Origin of the sequence: Pseudomonas sp. Marseille-P9899, assembly GCF_903166565.1 — a bacterium.
Taxonomy (GTDB): domain Bacteria; phylum Pseudomonadota; class Gammaproteobacteria; order Pseudomonadales; family Pseudomonadaceae; genus Aquipseudomonas; species Aquipseudomonas huaxiensis.
Genome location: NZ_CAESCG010000002.1, coordinates 284,694 through 305,548 on the forward strand (window position 1 = coordinate 284,694; position 20,855 = coordinate 305,548).

Below are 20,855 nucleotides of genomic sequence, written 5' to 3' on the forward strand. Positions count from 1 at the left end.
GTCCGTTTTTTTGTTTTTCATGGAAGCCTAAGCCGTCCCATGCGTATCGAGCCGCGTTCACTGCCGTCCACCCTGCCGTTTCTTGGCGACCTGCCACCCCTGCTGACCCGCCTGTACGCCGCCCGTGGCGTGCAGAGCGCGGAAGAGCTGGACAAGAGCCTGGGCCGGCTGCTGCCGTACCAGATGCTCAAGGGCATCGATGCCGCGGTGGACCTGCTGCTGGACGCCCTGGGCAAGCGCCAGCGCATCCTCATCGTCGGCGACTTCGATGCCGACGGCGCCACCGCCAGCACGGTCGGTGTGCTTGGCCTGCGCTTGCTGGGCGCGGCCCATGTCGATTATCTGGTGCCCAACCGCTTCGAATATGGCTACGGCCTGACGCCGGAAATCGTTGCGGTGGCGCTGCAGCGTTCGCCGGACCTGCTGGTCACCGTGGATAACGGCATTTCCAGCGTCGAGGGTGTGGCGGCGGCGCGGGCGGCGGGGCTGAAAGTGCTGGTCACCGACCACCACTTGCCCGGCAACGAGTTGCCCCAGGCCGATGCGATCGTCAACCCGAACCAGCCGGGGTGCGAGTTCCCGAGCAAGTCGCTGGCCGGCGTCGGGGTGATCTTCTATGTGCTGCTGGCGTTGCGCGCGCAACTGCGCAGCCTTGGCCACTTCCAGGACAAGCCGCAACCCAACCTCGGCGAGCTGCTGGATCTGGTGGCCCTGGGCAGTGTGGCCGACGTGGTGCCGCTGGACGCCAACAACCGCATTCTGGTGCACCAGGGCCTTGAGCGCATTCGCGCCGGTCGTGCCCGGCCCGGGCTCAAGGCGATCCTGGAAGTGGCGCGCCGCGATCACCAGCGCATCACCTCCACCGACCTCGGCTTCATCATCGGCCCGCGTCTCAACGCCGCCGGACGTCTGGATGACATGAGCCTGGGCATCGAATGCCTGCTCAGCGAAGACCCGCAACTGGCGCGGGACATGGCTGCGCAACTGGACGAACTGAACCAGGACCGCAAGTCCATCGAGCAGGGCATGCAGCGCGAAGCCCTGGCCCAGCTCAAGGACCTGCCGGTGGAATCCATGCCGTTCGGCCTGTGCCTGTTCGAAGCCGATTGGCACCAGGGCGTGATCGGTATCCTCGCTTCGCGGATGAAAGAGCGTTATCACCGCCCGACCATCGCTTTTGCCGATGCTGGCGAAGGCATGCTCAAGGGCTCGGCGCGGTCGGTGCCGGGCTTCCATATTCGCGATGCGCTGGACGCCGTGGCGGCGCGCCATCCGCAGCTCATCAGCAAGTTCGGCGGCCACGCCATGGCGGCGGGCCTGTCGTTGCCGGCAGAGAATTTCCCGGCGTTTGCCGAGGCCTTCGATGAAGAAGTCCGGCGTCAGTTGCGCGAAGAAGACCTGACCGGCCGCTTGCTGTCCGACGGTACCCTGGCGGTCGAGGAGTTCCACCTCGAACTGGCCCGCGCCCTGCGTCATGCCGGGCCGTGGGGTCAGCATTTCCCCGAGCCGTTGTTCCACGGCGTGTTCCAGTTGGTGGAGCAGCGGGTGGTGGGGGAGCGGCACCTGAAGGTGGTACTCAAGAGCGAATGCGGTGCGGTCCGGCTGGACGGCATTGCCTTCAGTGTCGACCGTGAAGTCTGGCCGAACCCCACCGTGCGCTGGGTGGAGCTGGCCTACAAGCTCGACGTCAACGAGTTCCGCGGCCAGGAAAGCGTGCAACTGATGATTGCGCACATGGAGCCGCGCTGATCGGCCCGGTGACCCGAGGGTAGGAAACTGGTCTAGGCTCAGTAGGACCGGCACTGAGCCGCAGGGAAGAATGAGCGCTCGGTTCGGCCTACCATTCGGAGTCATGGAGAGGTGCCCTCATGAGCCTGTTGCTTGAGCCATACACCCTGCGTCAGTTGACCCTGCCCAACCGCATCGCCGTTTCCCCCATGTGCCAGTATTCCAGTGTCGATGGCCTGGCCAACGACTGGCACCTGGTCCATCTCGGCAGTCGGGCGGTCGGTGGCGCCGGCCTGGTGATTACCGAGGCCGTGGCGGTTACCGCTGACGGCCGCCTCACCGCCCAGGATTTGGGCCTGTGGGACGACGCGCAGATCCCGGGGCTACAACGAATCACCCGTTTCATCACCGCCCAGGGCGTCGTGCCGGGTATCCAGTTGGCGCATGCCGGGCGCAAGGCCAGCACCCATCGGCCGTGGCTGGGCAAGCACGGCAGCATCAAGCCTGAAGACGGCGGCTGGATCCCTGTGGGCCCTTCGAAAATCGCCTTCGACCCACAACACACGCCGCCTACCGAACTTAACGAATCGCAGATCCATGACGTGATCGACGCCTTTGTCGCCGCCGCGAAAAGAGCGCTGGTGGCGGGGTTCAAGGTGGTTGAGGTTCACGCGGCCCATGGCTATCTGCTGCACCAGTTCCTGTCGCCACTGAGCAACCAGCGGCGTGACAGCTATGGCAGTTGTTTCGACAACCGCATCCGCTTGACCCTGCAGGTTACCGAGGCTGTGCGTGAGGTCTGGCCGGATTCGCTGCCGCTGTTTGTACGGGTGTCGGCGACCGACTGGGTCGAGGATGGCTGGAACCCCGACGAAACCGTAGAGCTGGCCAAGCGCCTGAAGGCGTTGGGTGCGGACCTGATCGACGTCTCGTCTGGTGGCACTTCAGTGCATGCCGAGATCCCGACCGGCCCCGGCTACCAGACCCGCTTCGCCGAGCGGGTGCGCAAGGAGTCGGGCATCGCCACCGGCACCGTGGGCATGATTACCGAACCGGCCCAGGCCGAGCACATCCTTCGTACCGGCCAGGCGGATCTGATCTTCCTCGCCCGCGAGCTGCTGCGTGATCCGTACTGGCCGCTGCATGCAGACGATGATCTGGGCGGCAACAAAGCGGTCTGGCCGGCGCAGTATCAGCGGGCGACCAGTCGGGAGCAGCCGATTCATGAGTCGGATTTGAGGGATTGATGCTGGGATATCTTGCAGGCAATCCCAAAGCGTTGGTCGATCGCGATTCTGTAGGAGCGGCCGTTAGCCGCGATGGGCCGTTCCTACAGGTTCCGTGTCAAACCACGGTTCAGCTCAGCTCCCCAACCGCCCGCCACGCCTCATCAATCGCCGCATGCGCGTAAGCACTCCACGCCGCGTCCGAGTTGGCGATGGTGACGTTGCCCAGCGGTTTCTTCGCTTGTTCCATCCACGTTTCAGTCTGTCCGACGTCGTCGTACAGGCTGTTGGTGAAGCACGCATAGCCGTGGGACCAGCGGTTGACGGTGATCGCCAGAATATCTTTCTGGTGATCAAAGCCACCGGGACCGAGCATCCGCTGTAGCTGCTCCCGCAACTGTGCTTCGAGCTGGTCGAAACTTTGCGCATAAAGTTTTGCCCGCCCGGTCCGCGCCTGGTCGCGGGCGTTCATGCCGGCGTTGGGCGTGGTCGGGACGTAGACCATGTGCAAGCCGATCGGTTTGTTGGGGTCTCGCGGGTGTTCGTAGCCGCCCATGCTCACCGGATAGTCCAGCTTGATCCGGCTGTAAGGTTGGGTCGCGGCGTAGATTTCGTGCACGCCAAGCTTCTGGAACGCCTGCCAGTTGCGCACCACGACCTTGGTGTACACCAGCGGGAACTTGACGTTCTGGCTCAGCGCGTTGGCCTGTTCGGCCGGCAGGTCGCGCAGCAGGTACGGGATCATCATGTTGTAGCGGGCCAGCACGCAGTGTTTGCCGCGCACTGGCGTCAGTTGCCCGCCACGGCTGTAGCCGATGTTCACGCCGCCATCGACGTTGCGCACGCTCACCGCCGTGCTGTTGAGGCGCAGACGCACCGGGTGCGCGGCCTGGTCGAGCTGGCTGTAGTCGAATTTCGCCAGGACGATGTCTTCCATGTCCTTGCCCGGCGCCACCTGTGGAATCAGGCTGCGCACCAGCAACCGCGCGACGGAGGCGTTGCCGTCGGGGAAGTGGTAGATGTACGGCTCTTCCATCTCCGCCCGGGCTTCTTCGCTGATGGGGTCGAGCTGCATGGCGGCGAAGCCCGGAAAACCGACGTTGTAGGCGTCGGCGGCGGCCACGGCATCGATGCTCAGGGCCATGAAGTCGTTGGTGCGACCCTGGAAATACGCCACCGCAGCCTGCGACAGGCCCACGTCCTTGAGCAGGAAGTCGCGGTAGCTGGTGCGTTCCAGGTGCGCGGTCTTTTCTTCCTTGGTCTTGCCGGCCAGGTAGTCCCGCGGCGCCTCGTGCAGGTCGATCAGCGCCTTGCGGTCGGCCTCCGGCAGCGGGAAGTCGTTGATGAAGTCGCGGACCGAGCGGGCATTCAGGCGCTCGGGGGCGATGTCGTCGGCCACCATCGGCGTCGGATCACCGGTCACCAGCTTGTCGCTACCGAAGGTCTCCTTGTCGAAGAACACCCCACGCGACAGCTTCAGGTCTGGATAGAAATTGCGGTCGAAGGCGGTCTCGAAGCGCTTGATGTCCACGCCCAGCGCCTTGAGCAGGCCGTTCACTTCCTTGCTGTAGAGGTGGTTCGGCGACTGGAAGGCTTCGCTGCCGCCATAGCCGATGATCATCTGGCCGCCGGCGTTGAATTCGTTGCGCTTGGCGTGGCCGCCGAAGTCATCGTGGTTTTCCAGGACCAGGATCCGCGCCTGCGGGTGGCGCTGGCGATAGAACCAGGCCGCCGACAGGCCACTGAGGCCACCGCCGACCACCACCAGGTCGTACTGTTCGGCGATGGGCAGGGCGTCGGTGTCGAAGGTCTTTTTTTCCCAACCCATCTGGTGCGCCACTTCGAAGGCACCCGGATGGCTGCCGCGCAGGCCGGTCAGCGTCGGCGGATAGTAGCGTCCGTCCGGCGCGGCCTGGAGGATCTGCAGCGGGGTCATCCCCGCCGCGATACCAATGGCGACGCCGTTGAGAAAGTCGCGTCGTGTGATTTGCATGCAAGGTTCCTGTCGATCAGTGCTTGAACATCACGTGTCTGATGCACGTGTAGTCTTCCAGGCCGTACATGGACATGTCCTTGCCGTAGCCGGAGAGTTTCTGGCCGCCGTGAGGCATTTCGCTGACCAGCATGAAGTGCGTGTTGACCCAGGTGCAGCCGTATTGCAGACGCGCCGAGACGCGGTGGGCGCGGCCGGTGTCGTTGGTCCACAGCGACGAGGCCAGGCCGTAGTCGGAGTCGTTGGCCCACGCCAGTACCTGGGCTTCGTCGTCGAAACGGGTGACCGAGACCACCGGACCGAACACCTCGCGGCGCACGATCTCGTCGTCCTGCTGGGCATCGGCCAGCACCGTCGGCTCGAAGAAGAAACCGTTGCCAGGCACCGCCTTGCCGCCGGTGACCAGGCGGATATGCGGCTGGGCGATGGCACGTTCGACAAAGCCCGCCACGCGGTCGCGGTGTTGCGCGGTGATCAGCGGGCCAAGCTCGGTGTCCGGGTCGTCCTGCAGGCCGTACTTGATGGTGGACACCGCCTTGCCGAGTTTCTCCACGAACTGCTCGTAGATGCCGCTCTGCGCATAGATACGGCAGGCTGCGGTGCAGTCTTGCCCGGCGTTGTAGAAGCCGAAGGTGCGGATGCCTTCAACGGCGGCGTCGATATCGGCGTCGTCGAAGATGATCACCGGGGCCTTGCCGCCCAGTTCCATGTGCATGCGCTTCACGCTGTCGGCGGTGCTGGAAATGATGTTGGCGCCGGTGGCGATGGAGCCGGTCAGCGAGACCATGCGCACTTTCGGGTGGCTGACCAGTGGCGCGCCGACGCTCGGGCCCTTGCCGAAGACGATATTGAGCACACCCGCCGGGAAGATCTCGGCGGCAATCTGCGCCAGGCGCAGGGCGGTCAGCGGGGTCTGCTCGGACGGCTTGAGCACCACGGTGTTGCCGGCCGCGAGGGCCGGGGCGATCTTCCAGGCGACCATCATCAGCGGGTAGTTCCACGGCGCGATGGAGGCGATCACGCCGACCGGGTCGCGGCGGATCATCGAGGTGTGGCCCGGCAGGTACTCGCCCGCGGCCGAGCCATTGAGGCAGCGGCTGGCGCCGGCAAAGAAGCGGAACACATCGGCGATGGCCGGGATCTCGTCGTTCAGCGCGGCGCTGTAGGGTTTGCCGCAGTTGTCCGACTCCAGTTTCGCCAGTTCTTCGCCGTTGGCTTCGATGGCGTCGGCCAGTTTCAGCAGCAGCAGCGAGCGGTCCTTGGGCACGGTCTGCGACCAGGCGTCGAAGGCGTGGTCGGCGGCGCGCACGGCGGCATCGACCTGGGCCGACGTGGCCTCGTTGATGCTTACCAGGGTGGTGCCCAGCGACGGGTTCAGCACGTCGTGGCCTGGTCCTTCGCCGGCCACCAGTTGGCCGTTGATCAGCAGCTTGGTTTGCATGATTCAGTCCTCGTCAGGCAGTCAGGGTTATTTGCCACTGCCGGCGACGCTTTCGCCGCCGCGGGTCAGGTAGTAAGCGCCAAGGATCGGCAGCATGGTCACCATCATCACCAGCATGGCGACCACGTTGGTGACGGGGACGTCGCGCGGCCGGCTGAGCTGGTTGAGCAGCCAGATCGGCAGGGTGCGCTCGTGCCCGGCGGTGAAGGTAGTCACGATGATTTCGTCGAACGACAGGGCGAACGCCAGCATGCCGCCGGCCAGCAGCGCCGAGCCGAGGTTCGGCAGGATGATGTAGCGGAAGGTCTGCCAGCCGTCGGCGCCGAGGTCCATCGAGGCTTCGATCAGGCTCTGCGAGGTGCGGCGCAGGCGGGCGATGACGTTGTTGTAGACGATCACCACGCAGAAGGTCGCGTGGCCGACGACGATGGTGAAGATCCCGGGCTCGATGCCCAGGCTCTTGAACGCCGACAGCAGGGCGATACCGGTGATGATGCCGGGCAGGGCGATCGGCAGGATCAGCATCAGCGAGATGCCTTCCTTGCCGAAGAAGCTGCGCCGGTACAGCGCCGCCGAGGCCAGGGTGCCGAGCACCAGGGCGATCAGGGTGGCCAGGCATGCCACCTGCAGCGACAGCTTGATCGACTCCAGCACGTCAGGCCGCGAGAAGGCCACGCTGAACCATTTCAGGGTGAAGCCCTGGGGCGGGAAGCTGAACGCCGAGTCCTCGGTGTTGAAGGCGTAGAGGAAGATGATCAGGATCGGGAAGTGCAGGAACACCAGCCCGCCCCAGGCCGCGATGCGCAGGCCCAACGAAGCTTTTTCAGAGTGCATCGAAGGCCCCCAGGCGTTTGACGATGGACAGGTAGATGGCGATCAGCACGATCGGCACCAGGGTGAACGCCGCGGCCATTGGCATGTTGCCGATCGCGCCCTGCTGGGCGTAGACCATGCTGCCGATGAAGTAGCCGGGCGGACCCACCAGTTGCGGGACGATGAAGTCGCCGAGGGTCAGCGAGAAGGTGAAGATCGAGCCGGCAGCGATGCCCGGCACCGACAGCGGCAGGATCACCTGCATCAGGGTTTGCCGCGGCGTCGCGCCGAGGTCTGCCGAGGCTTGCAGCAGCGACGGCGGCAGGCGTTCCAGCGATGCCTGGATCGGCAGGATCATGAACGGCAGCCAGATGTAGACGAACACCATGAAACGCCCCAGGTGCGAGGTCGACAGCGTGCTGCCGCCCACGCCCGGAATGCCGAGGATGAATTGCAGGACCGGCTCCAGACTGAGCGCCTGCACGAACCACTGGGCTACGCCGCCTTTGGCCAGCAGCAGGGTCCAGGCGTAGGCCTTGACGATGTAGCTGGCCCACATCGGCATCATCACCGCGATGTAGAAGAACGCCTTGGTCTTGCCCGTGGTGTAGCGCGCCATGTAGTAGGCGATCGGGAAGGCCAGCGCCGCGCTGCCGATGGACACGGCGACGGCCATGCCCAGGGTGCGCAGGATGATGTCGAAGTTCGCCGGGTTGAACAGCGCGGCGAAGTTGGCCAGGGTCAGGTCCGGCGTCACCGCCATGGTGAAGTCGTCGAAGGTGTAGAACCCCTGCCACAGCAGGCTCAGCAGTGAGCCGAGGTAGATCGCGCCGAACCAGATCAGCGGCGGGATCAGCAGCAACGCCAGGTACAGATTGGGCTTGCGGTACAGCAGGGTGGAGAAGCGCCGCATCGGCGATCCCGCCGCGGTCAGCGCCGGTTTTTCCAGGGCCAGGCTCATTTCAGCGACCCTCGCTCAGCACGGTTTCGGCCAGTGGCGTCATGGCTTCCCGCGCCCAGTGCGCGGCCAGGCGCTGGCCCGGCTGCAACTGCGCGGCCTCGGCCTGCCACTGGTTGTTGGCCTGGCTGACGTTGAGCAACTGGCCGTTATCCAGCTTCAACTCGTAGCGGGTGGCGCTGCCCTGGTACTGGATGTCGTGCAGCACGCCGCTGATCTGCACCTGATCACTGGCGGCGGCATCGCCGAGGCGGATGTGCTCTGGGCGGATCGAGAACGGCTGGGCGACGCCGCTCAACTGGCTGGCCAGCTCGCCACGGACCACGTTGGAGGTGCCGACGAATTCGGCGACGAAGGTGGTCGCGGGCTTCATGTAGAGGTTGCGCGGGGTGTCCACCTGCTCGATGCGGCCGCGGTTGAATACGGCGACGCGGTCGGACATCGACAGCGCTTCGGTTTGGTCATGGGTGACGAAGATGAAGGTGATGCCGAGCTGGCGCTGGAGCTTTTTCAGCTCGGATTGCATCTGCTCGCGCAGCTTGAGGTCGAGGGCGCCCAGCGGCTCATCGAGCAGCAGCACGCGCGGGCGGTTGACCAGGGCGCGGGCCAGGGCCACGCGCTGGCGTTGGCCGCCGGACAATTGCACCGGCTTGCGTGCGCCGTAGCCGCCGAGGGCGACCATTCCCAGCGCTTCTTCGGCGCGGGCGTGCCGTTCCTGTTTGCCGATGCCCTTGACCTTGAGGCCGTAGGCGACGTTGTCCAGCACGCTCATGTGCGGGAACAGCGCGTAGTCCTGGAACACCGTGTTAACGTCGCGCTGGTAGGGCGGCAGGCCGGCGGCTTCGGCGCCGTGAATGCGGATCGAGCCGTGGCTCGGTTGTTCGAATCCGGCGATCAGGCGCAGGCAGGTGGTCTTGCCCGAGCCCGAGGGGCCGAGCATGGAAAAGAACTCGCCGTCCTGGATATCGATGGACACCCGGTCGACGGCTTTCACCTCGCCGAACAAACGGGAAACCTGGGTGAACTGGACTGCAAGGGTCATGGTGCGGTGCTCCGGATAGGCATGGGGGTGTGCAGCGGCCCAGGCCTGGACGACTGACGACGATGTTGCGTTTAAAAGTGGGAGGACTGGGGCCGCTCTGCGGCCCTTCGCGAGCAAGGTTTCAGTAACCTTGGAAGTCGAGGCTTGCCGCTATCCCTGTGGGAGCGAGCTCGCTCGCGAAGGGCCGCAAAGCGGCCCCAGGCTTCAGCCCTTACCGCCCGCCCATGATCGCAATGTAATCCTGGGTCCAGCGGCTATACGGCACGAACTTGCCGCCTTCGGCCTGCGGGGTTTTCCAGAAGGCGATCTTGTCGAACTGGTCGAAGCCGTTGGTCTTGCAGCCTTCGGCGCCCAGCAGTTCGCTGCCAGTGCACGCCGCTGGCACCGCTGGCGACGAACCGAACCAGGCGGCAACGTCACCCTGGACCTTCGGTTGCAGCGACCAGTCCATCCACTTGTACGCGCAGTTCGGGTGCTTGGCCTCGGCGTGCAGCATGGTAGTGTCGGCCCAGCCGGTGGCGCCTTCTTTCGGGATGGTCGAGGCCACAGGCTGGTTGTCGGCTTTCAGGCCGTTGACCATGTAGCCCCACGAGCTGGACGCGGCCACGCCTTCGTTTTTCACGTCGCTCATCTGCACGGTCGCGTCATGCCAGTAGCGGTGGATCAGCGGCTGTTGCTGGCGCAGCAGATCGAGCACGGCCTTGTACTGGGTTTCAGTCAGTTCATACGGGTTCTGGATGCCCAGTTCCGGTTTGGTCGACTTCAGGTACAGCGCAGCGTCAGCGATGTAGATCGGGCCGTCATAGGCCTGCACGCGGCCTTTGTTCGGCTTGCCGTCCGGCAGGTTCTGCGGTTCGAACACCACGCTCCAGCTGGTCGGCGCCTGCGGGAACACCTTGGTGTTGTACATCAGCACGTTCGGGCCCCACTGGTAAGGCGTGCCGTACACCTGCTTGTTGACCACGTACCACGGGCCGTCTTGCAGGCGCGGGTCGATGTTCTTCCAGTTCGGGATCAGTGCGGTATTGATCGGCTGCACACGCTTGCCGACGATCAGTCGCAGCGAGGCGTCGCCCGATGCGGTGACCAGGTCGTAGCCGCCCTTGGCCATCAGGCTGACCATTTCGTCGGAGGTCGCGGCGGTTTTCACGCTGACCTTGCAGCCGGTTTCCTTCTCGAAACCAGTCACCCAGTCGTAGTTCTTGTCGCTTTCACCGCGCTCGATATAGCCGGGCCAGGCGACGATATCCAGTTGGCCTTCGCCGGCACCTACAGCTTTCAGCGGTTCGGCGGCCTGCAGGCTGGCGCTGGCCAGCAGGGCGGTGCTCAGGGCGCTGAGCAATGCGGTCTTGTGCACGAACATGGTGTTCCCTCTTTTTCAAATTATGGTCGGGGCAGTAAGTGAAAGCGGTACAACGGTCTTGTTAGCGTAGTGCGTATCGTTATTTAGCTCAGGTGTTCGCCGTGGCGGGCCATGATGTGTCTGACCACGCTGTAGTCCTGCAGCGAATCACTGGACAGGTCCTTGCCATAGCCGGAGCGTTTCAGGCCGCCGTGGGGCATTTCGCTGACCAGCATGAAATGGCTGTTGATCCAGGTGCAGCCGTACTGCAGGCGCGCGGCGACCTGCATCGCCTTGTCCAGGTCGCGGGTCCAGACCGAGGAGGCCAGGCCGTATTCGGAGTCGTTGGCCCAGTCCACCGCCTGCGACAGCTCGTCGAAGCGGGTCACGGTGACCACCGGGCCGAACACTTCGCGCTGGACGATCTCGTCGCTCTGCTTGCAGCCGGCCAACAGGGTCGGCTGGTAATAGTAGCCAGGGCCCGAATGCACGGCGGCGCCGGTGACCCGTTCGATATGCGGTTGACTCAGGGCACGCTCGACAAAGCTGGCCACGCGGTCGCGCTGGCGGATGCTGATCAGCGGGCCGATCTCGTTGTCGGCGTCACGCTTGCCGGCGAAACGCAGGCTGCTGACTGCGGCGCCGAGCTCGGCCACCAGTTGGTCGTGGATGCCGGCCTGGGCGTAGATGCGGCAGGCGGCGGTGCAATCCTGGCCGGCGTTGTAATAGCCGTAGCTGCGCACGCCCTCGACCACGGCCTTGAGGTCGGCGTCGTTGCAGACGATCACCGGAGCCTTACCGCCCAATTCCAGGTGAGTGCGCTTGAGGGTCTTGGCGGCGGCCTGGAGGATTTTCTGCCCGGTGACGATATCGCCGGTGAGCGACACCATGCGCACTTTGGCGTGGCTGACCAGATGGCTGCCAACACTTTCGCCGCCGCCGCAGACGATATTCAGCACGCCCGGCGGCAGCAGCTCGGCGAGGGTCGGCGCCAGCGCCAGGATCGACAGCGGAGTGTGTTCGGACGGCTTGAACACCAGCGTGTTGCCGGCGGCGAGGGCTGGGGCGATTTTCCACGCGGCCATCATGATCGGGTAGTTCCACGGCGCGATGGACGCCACCACGCCCAGCGGATCGCGGCGGACCATGCTGGTGTAGCCGGGCAGGTACTCGCCGGCCAGTTGCCCGGTCTGGCAGCGCACGGCGCCGGCGAAAAAGCGGAACACGTCGATGGCGGCCGGCAGGTCGTCCTGGCGCGCCAGGTGCAATGGCTTGCCGCAGTTGAGGGCTTCGAGGCGGGCCAGGTGATCGGCCTGCCGCTGCATGGCATCGGCGATGGCCAGGAGAATGTTCGAGCGCTGTTGCGGGGTGGTCCGCGACCAGGTGGCGAAGGCGCGGTGGGCGGCCTGGATCGCCGCCTCGACCTGCTCGGTGCTGGCCTCGGCGATCTGCGTCAGCACTTCGCCGTTGGCCGGGTTGAAGATTGGCTCGGCCAGACCTGCGCCGGCAACCAGTTCGCCATCGATCAACAAGGCTGTGGACAGCGGGGTCGAGTGCGCACCGGACATTCTTCGAGTTCTCTGTTGTTTTAATTTTTCGCCCGCCAGGGGTGGGCGATATTTCTTACAGAGCCTAGAGCGGAGTGCGCAGGTCGACAAATTCTAAATATTGAAGGGGGCGTTCGATTAAATAGATGGCTTGCGCGCGCTGCCCGGTTCGCGGGCCACGGTGAGGAACGGGTCCACCAGCGCCGGCCGTGCCGTGCCGCGGCGCCAGGCCAGGCCGATATCGAGGGTCTGGTTGAGGTCGGCCAGCGGCCGCGCCTCGATGATGTCGCCTTCCAGCGACCAGGGGCGGTAGGTCATGTCCGGCTGGATCGACACGCCAAGGCCTGCCGCCACCAGGCTGCGCACCGCCTCGGTGGACGCCGTGCGCAGGCTGATCCGCGCCTGCAAGCCAGCGCCGGCCCACATGCGCCGGGCGTTCTGCTCCATTTCATCGACATTGAGCTGAATCAGCGGCTCGTTGGCCACATCGGCGAGGCTGATGCTGTCGCGTTCCAGCAAAGGGTGCTGGGCCGGCAGCCAGAGGCGGTGCGGCGAGTGGGTGAGGACTTCGGTCTGCAAGGCCAGGCGGTCTTCGAGGTTGGACAGAATCAGCACGCCGACATCGATTTCCCCGGCCACCAACAGATGCTCGATATAGGGTCGCTCGTCCTCTGTCACGCGGATTTCGACATTGGGGTAAGCGCGCTGGAAGCGGGTCAGCAGGTCCGCGAGGTAGTAACCGGCAACCAGGCTGGTCACGCCGATGGTCAATTGCCCGGCCACCTGGTCGGTGCTCTGTTGCAGGCTGCGCTTGGCGTTATCCACCGTGGCGAGGATCAGGTGGGCCTGACGCAAAAACTGATGGCCCTGATGGGTCAGGGTCATGCCCTTGGCGTGACGGCTGAACAGGCTGACGCCGATTTCCTCCTCCAGTTGCTGGATGGCCAGGGTCAGCGTGGACTGGGAAATGAACACCGCCTGGGCGGCGGCGGAAATCGACCCGGTTTCGGCGACGGCGATGAAATGACGGATCTGGCGCAGGGTCATCATGACGGGGAGGCTTTTATGAGTTTTGTTGGTGCCTCGGAGTGTATATCTTTTTTTTAGATGGCTTGGGTGGGCGCTGACCAAGCGACACCTTTGTTATTGCCGGCCAGATGCGTATGCCGGTAATCCCGTGAGTGCGTGAGGTAGATCCGTTGAGCGCTCCTTTCCAGTGAGGCAAACTCCGGCCATTGCATGGGTTGATCAGAAAAGAGGGTACGGATGCCGTTTTCATTGGCGGGACATAACGCTTGGACGTTGAGCATTCCACGTGCGTAAAGCCGATCGCTTGTTTCAGTTGGTCAATTTGATTCGTGTCCACCAGCCAATCTCTGCTGAACGTCTGGCCAGCCGAATCGGCGTTTCTGTGCGCTCAATCTATCGATACATCGATGACCTTTCCTTCAGCGGAATTCCGATTTATGGCACGGCAGGCGTGGGCTATGCGCTGGATGCTGATTTTGAGCTGCCGCCGTTAACGCTGAACAGGCTTGAGCTGGATGCGTTGATGCTCGGAGTGGAGATGCTTTCGGCTGCTGCGGATAACGATCTGAGTAGTGCAGCAAAGACATTGCTGAGCAAGATTTCAGCCTCCATCGCCCATCACAAGGTCGACCCTGCTCTGGCAACGATCAGGGCACTTGGGTCAACACCCGATTCGACACGTAGCCATCTGACAATGCTGCGAAGGGCGATCGAAAAGGGTCAGGCGCTACGGATCACCTATACCCGCCTGGACGGTGCGACCTCGCAACGCCTCATCTTTCCCCTCGGTCTTTTCTATTGGGGAGGAAAGTGGACGGTCGGGTGCTGGTGCGATGCGCGGGCGGCGTACCGTGATTTCCGGGTCGACCGCATAGCCTCGATGGTTATTGCCCATGAAGCGTTACCCGACAATCCCGCCCTCGATCTGCATGCGTACATGAAGCATCAGGCAAGCCAATGGCAAGCGATCACCGCGACTGACAATACGTTGTCAGTATGAGCCTCGGACAATAGGGACTTCTCTACACACAGAAGGTCCTCCTTATGCAGCAACCCTGTCATGTACTTGAACTGGCCATTTTCACGGTCAAACAGCAATGCGTAGAACAAATGCCTGCGCTGCGCGCCGGACTGCGCGAAACGTTAAAGAGCTTTCCGGGTTTGATCGAATACCGCGCTTATTGCCCGATGAGCGACGACCGTGTCTTCGTCGACCTGGCCACATGGGACAGTTTCGAGAGTGCAGAGAAAGTGGCAAAAGCGTTCAACGAGGGTGACCCGAGATTCTCCGGGTACATGTCCGCCATTGAAAACCTGACGTTCATGAGCCACTTCGTCCCGGAGTGAGTTCACCTTCAAACAACAACGCCCGTTCTCACACCTTGGATGACTGAACGGGCGTCTCCATCGGCAGCCGCGTCAGCAGGTTGCCGAACAAGGGAAATTGACTTCCCGGGACGCCGAACCGCCGCGACAACGCCGGACAGGCCGAGCGCGGTCTCAGGGCTCCAGCCCGATCCCCCGCAACACCACCGCCGTCACGGTCTGCACGGCCCGCTCGAACTGTTCGTCGCTCAGCGGCTGGTGATCATTGAGCGCCCTGACCTGGTAGTCGAAGTCGGCGTAGTGCTGGGTCGAGGCCCAGATCATGTAGAGCAACGCGAACGGTTCAACGTCGCGGATGCGTTTTTCCTCTACCCACTGGCGAATCTTGTTTTCCTTGAACTTGGCGCCGGCGAACAGGTGTTCGTCGAGGATGTCACGGAACAGCGGGGCGCCGTGCATGATCTCGTTGGCCCAGAGTTTCGAGCCATGGGGGCGGATACGCGAGTGGGTCATCTTTTCGCGCACGTAGCTGGTCAGCACCACGCGCGGGTCGTCGAAGTGCACGAAGCAGGCGCCTTCGCGCTCCCAGACCTTGAGCAGGTTGACCAGCACTTCGCGGTACAAGTCGTCCTTGGTGGTGAAGTAGTAATGCAGGTTGGAGCGGGGCAGGTCGGCGCGCTTGGCGATGTCGGACATGGAGGTGCCCGCGTGGCCCTGTTCGGCGAAGACCTGTTCGGCAGCCAAGAGGATTTTCTCGACGTTTTTGCGCCGGATGTTGATCTTGTGGTTTGTCATTCCGTTCCTTGGCGTTGCCACTTGTGGCGGCAACGCTACTACAAACACCGGGTGATTTCGTTGACGTGGGACGCTTGCCAGGGTCGCTGGAGCCACAGTCTTGTCGGACAATTCTGTCAGCGATGGATCTCCGCGTACATCGGCCAGTGATCTGAGACGCCCTCGGGGTATTTGCCGCCCTCGAAGCGCGCCGGCGAGCCCCATTTGTTCACTTGATAGCGGCTCTGATGAGGCAGGCGAATGCTGGCCGGATCGACCTTCCAGCCGTTGAAACCGGTGGTGGTCATTTGTTGCGGGAACAGCAGCATGTCGAAGAACGACCACTCGCGGTTGCGGTGGTAGTAATAGCTGCCCTTGCAGTCGTTGCAGCCGATCAGGTGCGACACGCTCCAGGTGCTGGCGAGGCGGTCGGCGATGTAGCGGTGCTCGCGCTCTTCGCCGGCGTTGATGTTGAAGTCGCCACCGACGATCGGCAGTACATCAGCAGGCAACTGGCGCTTGAGTTCGGCCAGGTAGTCCACCGCCTGGCGCCGAAGATAGCCAGGGCCGCCGCCGGAGGGCAGGTGCACGGCGAACACCGAGGCTTTCTGGCCGTCCGGCAGGAGCAGGCGTACTTCAAGAATGCCGCGGGTCTTGCCGGTTTTGTCGGAGCTGTCGCCGTTCTCGTTGCGGTAGGGGACCTTGTGCAGGACCGGTCGATCCCACTGCGGCAGGCGGCTCAGCACGGCGGTGTCGATCCCGCGCTCGTCCCAGCCTTCCAGCAACACGCGGGTCTGGTAGTCGGACTTGCCGAGGCGGGCGTTGAGCATGTCCACCACGTTCAGGTTTTCCACTTCCTCCAGCAGCAGGATATCGGGGCCGCGCCCGTTGCCGATCTGGCCAATGACCTCTGCCAGTCGGGTGAGTTTTTCGTCCAGCCGGGCATCGGTCCAGTCGTTGTTCTCGCACTCGTCGCGCCAGGCCGCAACGGTGATTCTGGCGCAGGTCGCCAGGTATTCGGGATGTGCCTGTTTCACGCTGCGCGGCAGGTAGGCGAAGTCTTCCTTGCCCTCGTCGTGCACGGTGTCGAACAGGTTTTCGACGTTCCAGGTCATCAGTGACACACGCTGTTCACCCGTGCCGGAGGAAGGCGTAGCGGTGCAACCAGCGAGGCCGAGGGCAAGCAGTAACGGCAAGAGACGCAGGCTTTGAGAGTTCATGGCTACTCACGTTCAGCGAAGAAAAAAATGGCCGGCAAGACCACCCCGGCCAAAAGGGGATTCAGGAAGCGGGACGACCGGCGACCAACGCGGCGTTGAGCAGTCGGGCAAGGCGGGCGGAGGCCAGTTGTACCTGTTTCTCGGCAACCGGCACGAAGGTGCTCATGTACGTGCCGTCGATGCCGTCGCCCGCGCCGTCACGCGGTTTTTCGTTCATCAGCTTGTCGCCACGGCTGTAGTCCTTGCCGGAGCGGTTGTATTCGATGTTCTTGGCGGCGTAGTCGATATCGCCGCTGTCGTCATCGCCTTGGGTGCGATGGGTGGGCAACTTGCGCTTCTTCTCGGCCTTTTGCGGGTAGATGCCGCCGTCGCGAACGATCTGGCAGGCCTGTTGCGACCACTGCGCGGGGTTGTCCGAGTCGGCAGCGGGAAGGCCTTTCTGCAGCTTGTCGGCGTAGGCCTTCACGTCCAGCTTGGCCGAGCCGAGCAGGAAGTCATCCCACACCTGGCGCAGGTTGTAGGTCTTGCCGCCGGCCTTGACCGGGAAGTCGTAGCCGCCCTTGTCGTCCTTGAAGCTGTTGTTCAGCGGCGAGCTGGCATCGCTGGTGTGGTGGATCAGGAACAGCAGGGCCATCAGGCGTGTCTGGTTGGGCGCCTTGGGATCGGCCAGGGCGGCGCGGTTCCGTTCGATGGCGGCGACGCTGCAGACGCCGTCCGGGCAATCGCGCGGGAGCTGGAAGGTGCAATCGTCGGCCTTGTAGATCACCAGCCGCTGGTTTTTGGTTTGCTGCCACAGCTCTTTGGTCTGCGGGTTCTGGTCCAGGTTGCCGGCCCAGTTGGCCACCACTGCGAAATCGCTCTGCTTGATCAGGCCCAACAGGCGCCCGGCCTCGGCCTTCGCCTCGGGGGTGAGCTGACGCTGGGTCAGTTCGCCGACCAGGGCAGTGCCCTGTTGGCCCCAGGCCAGGACCTGACCGGCCCACAGGCCAGCAACCAGCATCAGGCCGTTACGCAGGGATTGGCGTGCATTCATTTGCAGGTACTCCGTGGCGCGGCGCACTGGCCGCGGGATGAGGGTGAGGTGAAAGGCGTAGAGAGGAACGAGCGGCCATGGGTGCAAGGCGGCATGCCGAAAAAGGCGGCCAGGGTCTGGCCGATATCGGCGAAGGTGTCCCGCTCGCCAATGCTGCCGGCGCTGACGCCGTTGCCCCAGGCGAGTACCGGAATGTGTTCGCGGGTGTGGTCGCTGCCCGGCGCGCTGGGGTCGCAGCCGTGGTCGGCGGCAAGGATCAGCAGGTCCTGCGGGCCCATCTGCGCCAGCAGTTCAGGCAGGCGCTGGTCGAAGGCTTCGAGGGCCGCGGCGTAGCCGGCCGTATCGCGGCGGTGGCCGTAGAGCATGTCGAAGTCGACGAAGTTGCTGAACACCAGGGTGTTGTCCGGCGCATCGGCCAGGGCCTGCAACGTGGCATCGAACAGCGCGGCGTTGCCGTCGCCCTTGTACTGCCGGCTGATGCCCTGGTGGGCGAAGATGTCGCCGATCTTGCCAACGGCGAACACCTGGCCGCCACTGGCGCACAGGCGCTCAAGCAGGGTCGGCGCCGGCGGTGGCACCGCGTAGTCGCGGCGGTTGCCGGTGCGCCGGTAATGCGCGGTGCTGTCGCCGAGGAACGGCCGGGCGATGACCCGGCCGATGCCGTAGGGGTTGCACAGTTCGCGGGCCAGTTCGCACAGGGCGTAGAGCCGCTCCAGGCCGAAGTGGGTTTCGTGGGCGGCGATCTGCAGCACGCTGTCGGCCGAGGTGTAGAGAATCGGCTGGCCGCTGCGAACGTGCACGTCGCCCAGCCGTTCGATGATCGCGGTACCCGAAGCGTGGCAGTTGCCGAGGATGCCGGGCAGCCCGCCGCGGGTAATCAGCGCGTTGAGCAGTTCTGGCGGAAAGCTGTGTTCCGGCGCCGGAAAATAGCCCCAGTCGAACAGCACTGGCACGCCGGCGATTTCCCAGTGGCCGGACGGTGTGTCCTTGCCGCTGGACAATTCCCTGGCGTAACCCCAGGCGCCCTCGACTGGACCGTCGGCGCGCAGGCCCGGCGGGAAGATGCCGCCACTGAGGGCCGTGGCATGACCCAGGCCGAGTCGCGCCAGATTCGGCAGGTGCAGCGGCCCCTGGCGTCCGCGCTCATCGGCCTCGCCGCGGGCACAGGCCTCGGCGATATGCAGCAGGGTGTTGGCGCCGGCATCGCCGAAGCGTTCGGCGTCGGCGCTAGCGCCGATGCCCAAGGAATCGAGGACGAGCAGCAGCGCGCGTTTCATTGCGGCTCCAGGCACAGGCGGGAAATCAGCGCGGGCGCCTCGAAGGGCACGCCAGCAATGCGGTAGGCCGCCTGCACTGCTGCGACGGCTTGCTCGGCCTGGGCCAGATCGCGGGCGTGCACCAGCGCCAGAGGCTGGTTGGGGCCGACCGCTTCGCCGGGGAAACACAGGCGGGTGAGCCCCACGGCGGGGTCGATCGGGTCTTGCGGGTTACGCCGCCCGCCGCCGAGGTTGACCACCGCCAGACCGATAGCGCGGGTGTCGATGCTTTGCACGATGCCCGCTTGCGGTGCCGGCACCGGGATCACTACCGGTGCCGCCGGCAGGTGCGCTTCGGGGCGCTCGGTCAGATCGGCGGGGCCGCCAAGGGCCTCGACCATGCGCTGGAAACGCTGCAGTGCCGCGCCGCTGTGCCAGGCGGCAAGCAGTTGCTCGCGGGCCAGTTCGAGGCTGCTGGCGAGTCCGGCGCAGAGCAGGGTCTGTTCCGCCAGGGCCAGGGTTACCTCCCACAGGCGCTCGCTACGGACTTCACCGCGCAGCAGGGCAATGGCTTCCTCGACTTCCAGGGCATTGCCCGCCGAGCGAGCCAGGGGCTGGCTCATGTCGGTGATCAGCGCACGGGTACGGACCCCGGCGCCATTGGCCACCGCGACGATGCTTTCGGCCAGTGCCGTGGCATCGCCGGGCAGGGCCATGAATGCACCGTTGCCCATCTTCACGTCGATCAGCAGTACATCGAGGCCGGCCGCCAGTTTCTTGCTCAGGATCGAGGCGATGATCAGGTCGATCGACTCCACCGTGCCGGTGACATCGCGGATGGCGTACAGGCGCTTGTCTGCCGGGGCGAGGTCGTTGGTCTGGCCGATGATGGCGCAGCCGACCCCGGCCACCACGTCGCGCAGCCTGGCCATATCCGGCTGGCTGTCGTAGCCGGGGATGCTGTCGAGTTTGTCGAGGGTGCCGCCGGTGTGGCCGAGGCCGCGCCCGGAGATCATCGGCACGTAGCAGCCGCAGGCCGCCAGCAGTGGCGCGAGCGGCAGGCTGACCAGGTCGCCGATGCCGCCGGTGGAGTGCTTGTCCACAACCGGACCAGGCAGGTTCCAGCTCAGCACCCGGCCGGAGTCGCGCATCGCCGAGGCCAGGGCAATGCGTTCCTCGACGTTGAGGCCCTTGAGCAACACCGCCATGGCGAAGGCGGCGGCCTGGCCTTCGCTGATGCTGAAATCGGTGATGCCGCTGACGAAGCGGCGGATATCCGCATCGTCGAGCACCTTGCCGTCGCGTTTGCGGCGGATCACTTCCTGTGGGAGCCAGGCCATCAGTACGCTCCTCGCGTCGGGCTGGCCGTGTCCGTGCCGAGGTGGCGCAGCAGGTCGTCGAGCAGGCTGGAAGCGCCCAGGCGCAGATGCCGTGGCGAGATCCAGTGCGGGCCGTTGATCTGTTCGGCCAGTTGCAGATAGCCCCGCGCATCGGCCAGCGTCCTGATGCCGCCTGCCGGTTTCAGGCCAACGTGGGTGCCGCTGGCGGCGATGCATTCGAGCATGATCCGCGCCGCCTCGACGGTGGCATTGACCTTCACTTTGCCGGTGCTGGTCTTGATGAAGTCGGCGCCGGCATCGATGGCATCCAGGCTGGCCTGGCGAATCAGCGCAGGCGACGCCAGCTCGCCGGTCTCCAGGATCACCTTGAGCACTGCGCGGTCTGCGCATAGCGCCTTGCAGGCGCGGACCAGGGCAAAGCCGCTGTCGGCGTCGCCGGCCAGCAGCGCGCGCCAGGGGTAGACCATATCGATTTCATCGGCGCCATCGGCGAGGGCCTGGCGGGTCTGTTCGAGCACTTCGGCAACGGGGGCGCTGCCGGCGGGGAAGTTGACCACGGTGGCCACCGCCACGGTCTGCGCGCCGAGTTCATCAAGGGTATTGCGCGCCAGGGCAACGAAGCGCGGGTACACGCAGACCGCGGCCACGTGGCCGGCCGGGGTTGTGGCTTTGTGGCACAACTCGACGATGTGCGCGTCGCTGTCATCGTCGTTCAAGGAAGTGAGGTCCATCAGCGCAATCAGCGTGCGCGAGTGCTTTGCATCGAGTTCGGTCATGTCAGTTCACA

At 64.5% G+C, this 20,855-nt stretch carries 18 protein-coding genes; 4 read left to right on the plus strand and 14 right to left on the minus strand.

Annotation, left to right across the window (positions count from 1 at the left end):
• Positions 1-39 precede the first annotated feature (39 nt).
• Together recJ and HWV67_RS10540 are read left to right on the plus strand one after the other, a co-directional pair.
• A complete protein-coding gene (recJ, locus tag HWV67_RS10535; protein ID WP_175651184.1) occupies positions 40-1,749 on the plus strand; it encodes a single-stranded-DNA-specific exonuclease RecJ in 1,710 nt (569 codons plus the stop codon).
• Between the two features lie 119 nt (positions 1,750-1,868).
• A complete protein-coding gene (locus HWV67_RS10540) occupies positions 1,869-2,975 on the plus strand; it encodes an NADH:flavin oxidoreductase/NADH oxidase (RefSeq protein ID WP_175651185.1) in 1,107 nt (368 codons plus the stop codon).
• A 109-nt stretch (positions 2,976-3,084) separates the two neighbouring features.
• Here HWV67_RS10540 and HWV67_RS10545 read toward each other — a convergent pair whose 3' ends face one another.
• The 8 genes from HWV67_RS10545 to HWV67_RS10580 form a co-directional block, all read right to left on the minus strand.
• Positions 3,085-4,947, minus strand: coding sequence for an NAD(P)/FAD-dependent oxidoreductase (locus HWV67_RS10545; RefSeq protein ID WP_175651186.1), 1,863 nt, complete (start codon positions 4,945-4,947; stop codon positions 3,085-3,087).
• 16 nt (positions 4,948-4,963) lie between these two features.
• Positions 4,964-6,388, minus strand: a complete 1,425-nt coding sequence (locus tag HWV67_RS10550) for a gamma-aminobutyraldehyde dehydrogenase (protein ID WP_175651187.1) — start codon at positions 6,386-6,388, stop codon at positions 4,964-4,966.
• Between the two features lie 27 nt (positions 6,389-6,415).
• Positions 6,416-7,222 carry an ABC transporter permease gene (locus HWV67_RS10555; RefSeq protein ID WP_110968211.1) on the minus strand — a complete coding sequence of 269 codons (807 nt, stop codon included), beginning with the start codon at positions 7,220-7,222 and terminating at the stop codon, positions 6,416-6,418.
• Positions 7,212-8,162, minus strand: a complete 951-nt coding sequence (locus tag HWV67_RS10560; protein ID WP_110968212.1) for an ABC transporter permease — start codon at positions 8,160-8,162, stop codon at positions 7,212-7,214. Before HWV67_RS10560 ends, HWV67_RS10555 begins: the two co-directional genes overlap by 11 nt.
• Position 8,163: 1 nt before the next feature.
• Entirely contained in the window at positions 8,164-9,201 is a 1,038-nt protein-coding gene (locus HWV67_RS10565; protein WP_175651188.1) for an ABC transporter ATP-binding protein, read from the minus strand.
• 211 nt (positions 9,202-9,412) lie between these two features.
• Positions 9,413-10,564: a putative ABC transporter substrate-binding protein YdcS gene (ydcS, locus tag HWV67_RS10570; protein ID WP_175651189.1), complete on the minus strand. Its 1,152-nt coding sequence runs from the start codon at positions 10,562-10,564 to the stop codon at positions 9,413-9,415.
• 83 nt (positions 10,565-10,647) lie between these two features.
• Positions 10,648-12,111 (minus strand): gamma-aminobutyraldehyde dehydrogenase, encoded by a 1,464-nt coding sequence (locus HWV67_RS10575; RefSeq protein ID WP_175651190.1) that lies wholly within the window; start codon positions 12,109-12,111, stop codon positions 10,648-10,650.
• Positions 12,112-12,228: 117 nt separating this feature from the next.
• The gene (locus HWV67_RS10580; RefSeq protein WP_110968215.1) at positions 12,229-13,140 is read right to left on the minus strand and encodes a LysR family transcriptional regulator; all 912 of its coding nucleotides are present in this window, start codon (positions 13,138-13,140) and stop codon (positions 12,229-12,231) included.
• A gap of 265 nt (positions 13,141-13,405) precedes the next feature.
• Between HWV67_RS10580 and HWV67_RS10585 the strand changes: the two genes are divergently transcribed.
• Both HWV67_RS10585 and HWV67_RS10590 read left to right on the plus strand, forming a co-directional pair.
• On the plus strand, positions 13,406-14,119 hold the full coding sequence (locus HWV67_RS10585) for a helix-turn-helix transcriptional regulator (protein ID WP_175651191.1): 714 nt from the start codon (positions 13,406-13,408) through the stop codon (positions 14,117-14,119).
• 44 nt (positions 14,120-14,163) lie between these two features.
• A complete protein-coding gene (locus HWV67_RS10590; RefSeq protein WP_175651192.1) occupies positions 14,164-14,466 on the plus strand; it encodes a hypothetical protein in 303 nt (100 codons plus the stop codon).
• 153 nt (positions 14,467-14,619) lie between these two features.
• Here HWV67_RS10590 and HWV67_RS10595 read toward each other — a convergent pair whose 3' ends face one another.
• From HWV67_RS10595 to deoC, 6 genes are all read right to left on the minus strand, one after another.
• Complete coding sequence (locus tag HWV67_RS10595; protein WP_095154168.1) at positions 14,620-15,240, minus strand: TetR/AcrR family transcriptional regulator; 621 nt, start codon at positions 15,238-15,240, stop codon at positions 14,620-14,622.
• 116 nt (positions 15,241-15,356) lie between these two features.
• Complete coding sequence (locus HWV67_RS10600; RefSeq protein WP_175651193.1) at positions 15,357-16,439, minus strand: endonuclease/exonuclease/phosphatase family protein; 1,083 nt, start codon at positions 16,437-16,439, stop codon at positions 15,357-15,359.
• A 61-nt stretch (positions 16,440-16,500) separates the two neighbouring features.
• Complete coding sequence (locus HWV67_RS10605) at positions 16,501-17,472, minus strand: S1/P1 nuclease (RefSeq protein ID WP_175651194.1); 972 nt, start codon at positions 17,470-17,472, stop codon at positions 16,501-16,503.
• A complete protein-coding gene (locus HWV67_RS10610; RefSeq protein WP_175651195.1) occupies positions 17,469-18,749 on the minus strand; it encodes a phosphopentomutase in 1,281 nt (426 codons plus the stop codon). Before HWV67_RS10610 ends, HWV67_RS10605 begins: the two co-directional genes overlap by 4 nt.
• Positions 18,746-20,068, minus strand: coding sequence for a thymidine phosphorylase (gene deoA / locus HWV67_RS10615; RefSeq protein WP_175651196.1), 1,323 nt, complete (start codon positions 20,066-20,068; stop codon positions 18,746-18,748). Before deoA ends, HWV67_RS10610 begins: the two co-directional genes overlap by 4 nt.
• Positions 20,068-20,844, minus strand: coding sequence for a deoxyribose-phosphate aldolase (gene deoC / locus HWV67_RS10620; protein WP_175651197.1), 777 nt, complete (start codon positions 20,842-20,844; stop codon positions 20,068-20,070). The genes deoA and deoC overlap by 1 nt, the downstream gene beginning before the upstream one ends.
• Between the last annotated feature and the right edge of the window lie 11 nt (positions 20,845-20,855).

Bases quoted from the DNA above. Each gene is read 5' to 3' on its own strand.
- recJ (WP_175651184.1), top strand. From the start codon at position 40: ATGCGTATCGAGCCGCGTTCACTGCCGTCCACCCTGCCGTTTCTTGGC.
- HWV67_RS10540 (WP_175651185.1), top strand. From the start codon at position 1,869: ATGAGCCTGTTGCTTGAGCCATACACCCTGCGTCAGTTGACCCTGCCC.
- HWV67_RS10545 (WP_175651186.1), bottom strand. From the start codon at position 4,947: ATGCAAATCACACGACGCGACTTTCTCAACGGCGTCGCCATTGGTATC.
- HWV67_RS10550 (WP_175651187.1), bottom strand. From the start codon at position 6,388: ATGCAAACCAAGCTGCTGATCAACGGCCAACTGGTGGCCGGCGAAGGA.
- HWV67_RS10555 (WP_110968211.1), bottom strand. From the start codon at position 7,222: ATGCACTCTGAAAAAGCTTCGTTGGGCCTGCGCATCGCGGCCTGGGGC.
- HWV67_RS10560 (WP_110968212.1), bottom strand. From the start codon at position 8,162: ATGAGCCTGGCCCTGGAAAAACCGGCGCTGACCGCGGCGGGATCGCCG.
- HWV67_RS10565 (WP_175651188.1), bottom strand. From the start codon at position 9,201: ATGACCCTTGCAGTCCAGTTCACCCAGGTTTCCCGTTTGTTCGGCGAG.
- ydcS (WP_175651189.1), bottom strand. From the start codon at position 10,564: ATGTTCGTGCACAAGACCGCATTGCTCAGCGCCCTGAGCACCGCCCTG.
- HWV67_RS10575 (WP_175651190.1), bottom strand. From the start codon at position 12,111: ATGTCCGGTGCGCACTCGACCCCGCTGTCCACAGCCTTGTTGATCGAT.
- HWV67_RS10580 (WP_110968215.1), bottom strand. From the start codon at position 13,140: ATGATGACCCTGCGCCAGATCCGTCATTTCATCGCCGTCGCCGAAACC.
- HWV67_RS10590 (WP_175651192.1), top strand. From the start codon at position 14,164: ATGCAGCAACCCTGTCATGTACTTGAACTGGCCATTTTCACGGTCAAA.
- HWV67_RS10595 (WP_095154168.1), bottom strand. From the start codon at position 15,240: ATGACAAACCACAAGATCAACATCCGGCGCAAAAACGTCGAGAAAATC.
- HWV67_RS10600 (WP_175651193.1), bottom strand. From the start codon at position 16,439: ATGAACTCTCAAAGCCTGCGTCTCTTGCCGTTACTGCTTGCCCTCGGC.
- HWV67_RS10605 (WP_175651194.1), bottom strand. From the start codon at position 17,472: ATGAATGCACGCCAATCCCTGCGTAACGGCCTGATGCTGGTTGCTGGC.
- HWV67_RS10610 (WP_175651195.1), bottom strand. From the start codon at position 18,749: ATGAAACGCGCGCTGCTGCTCGTCCTCGATTCCTTGGGCATCGGCGCT.
- deoA (WP_175651196.1), bottom strand. From the start codon at position 20,068: ATGGCCTGGCTCCCACAGGAAGTGATCCGCCGCAAACGCGACGGCAAG.
- deoC (WP_175651197.1), bottom strand. From the start codon at position 20,844: ATGACCGAACTCGATGCAAAGCACTCGCGCACGCTGATTGCGCTGATG.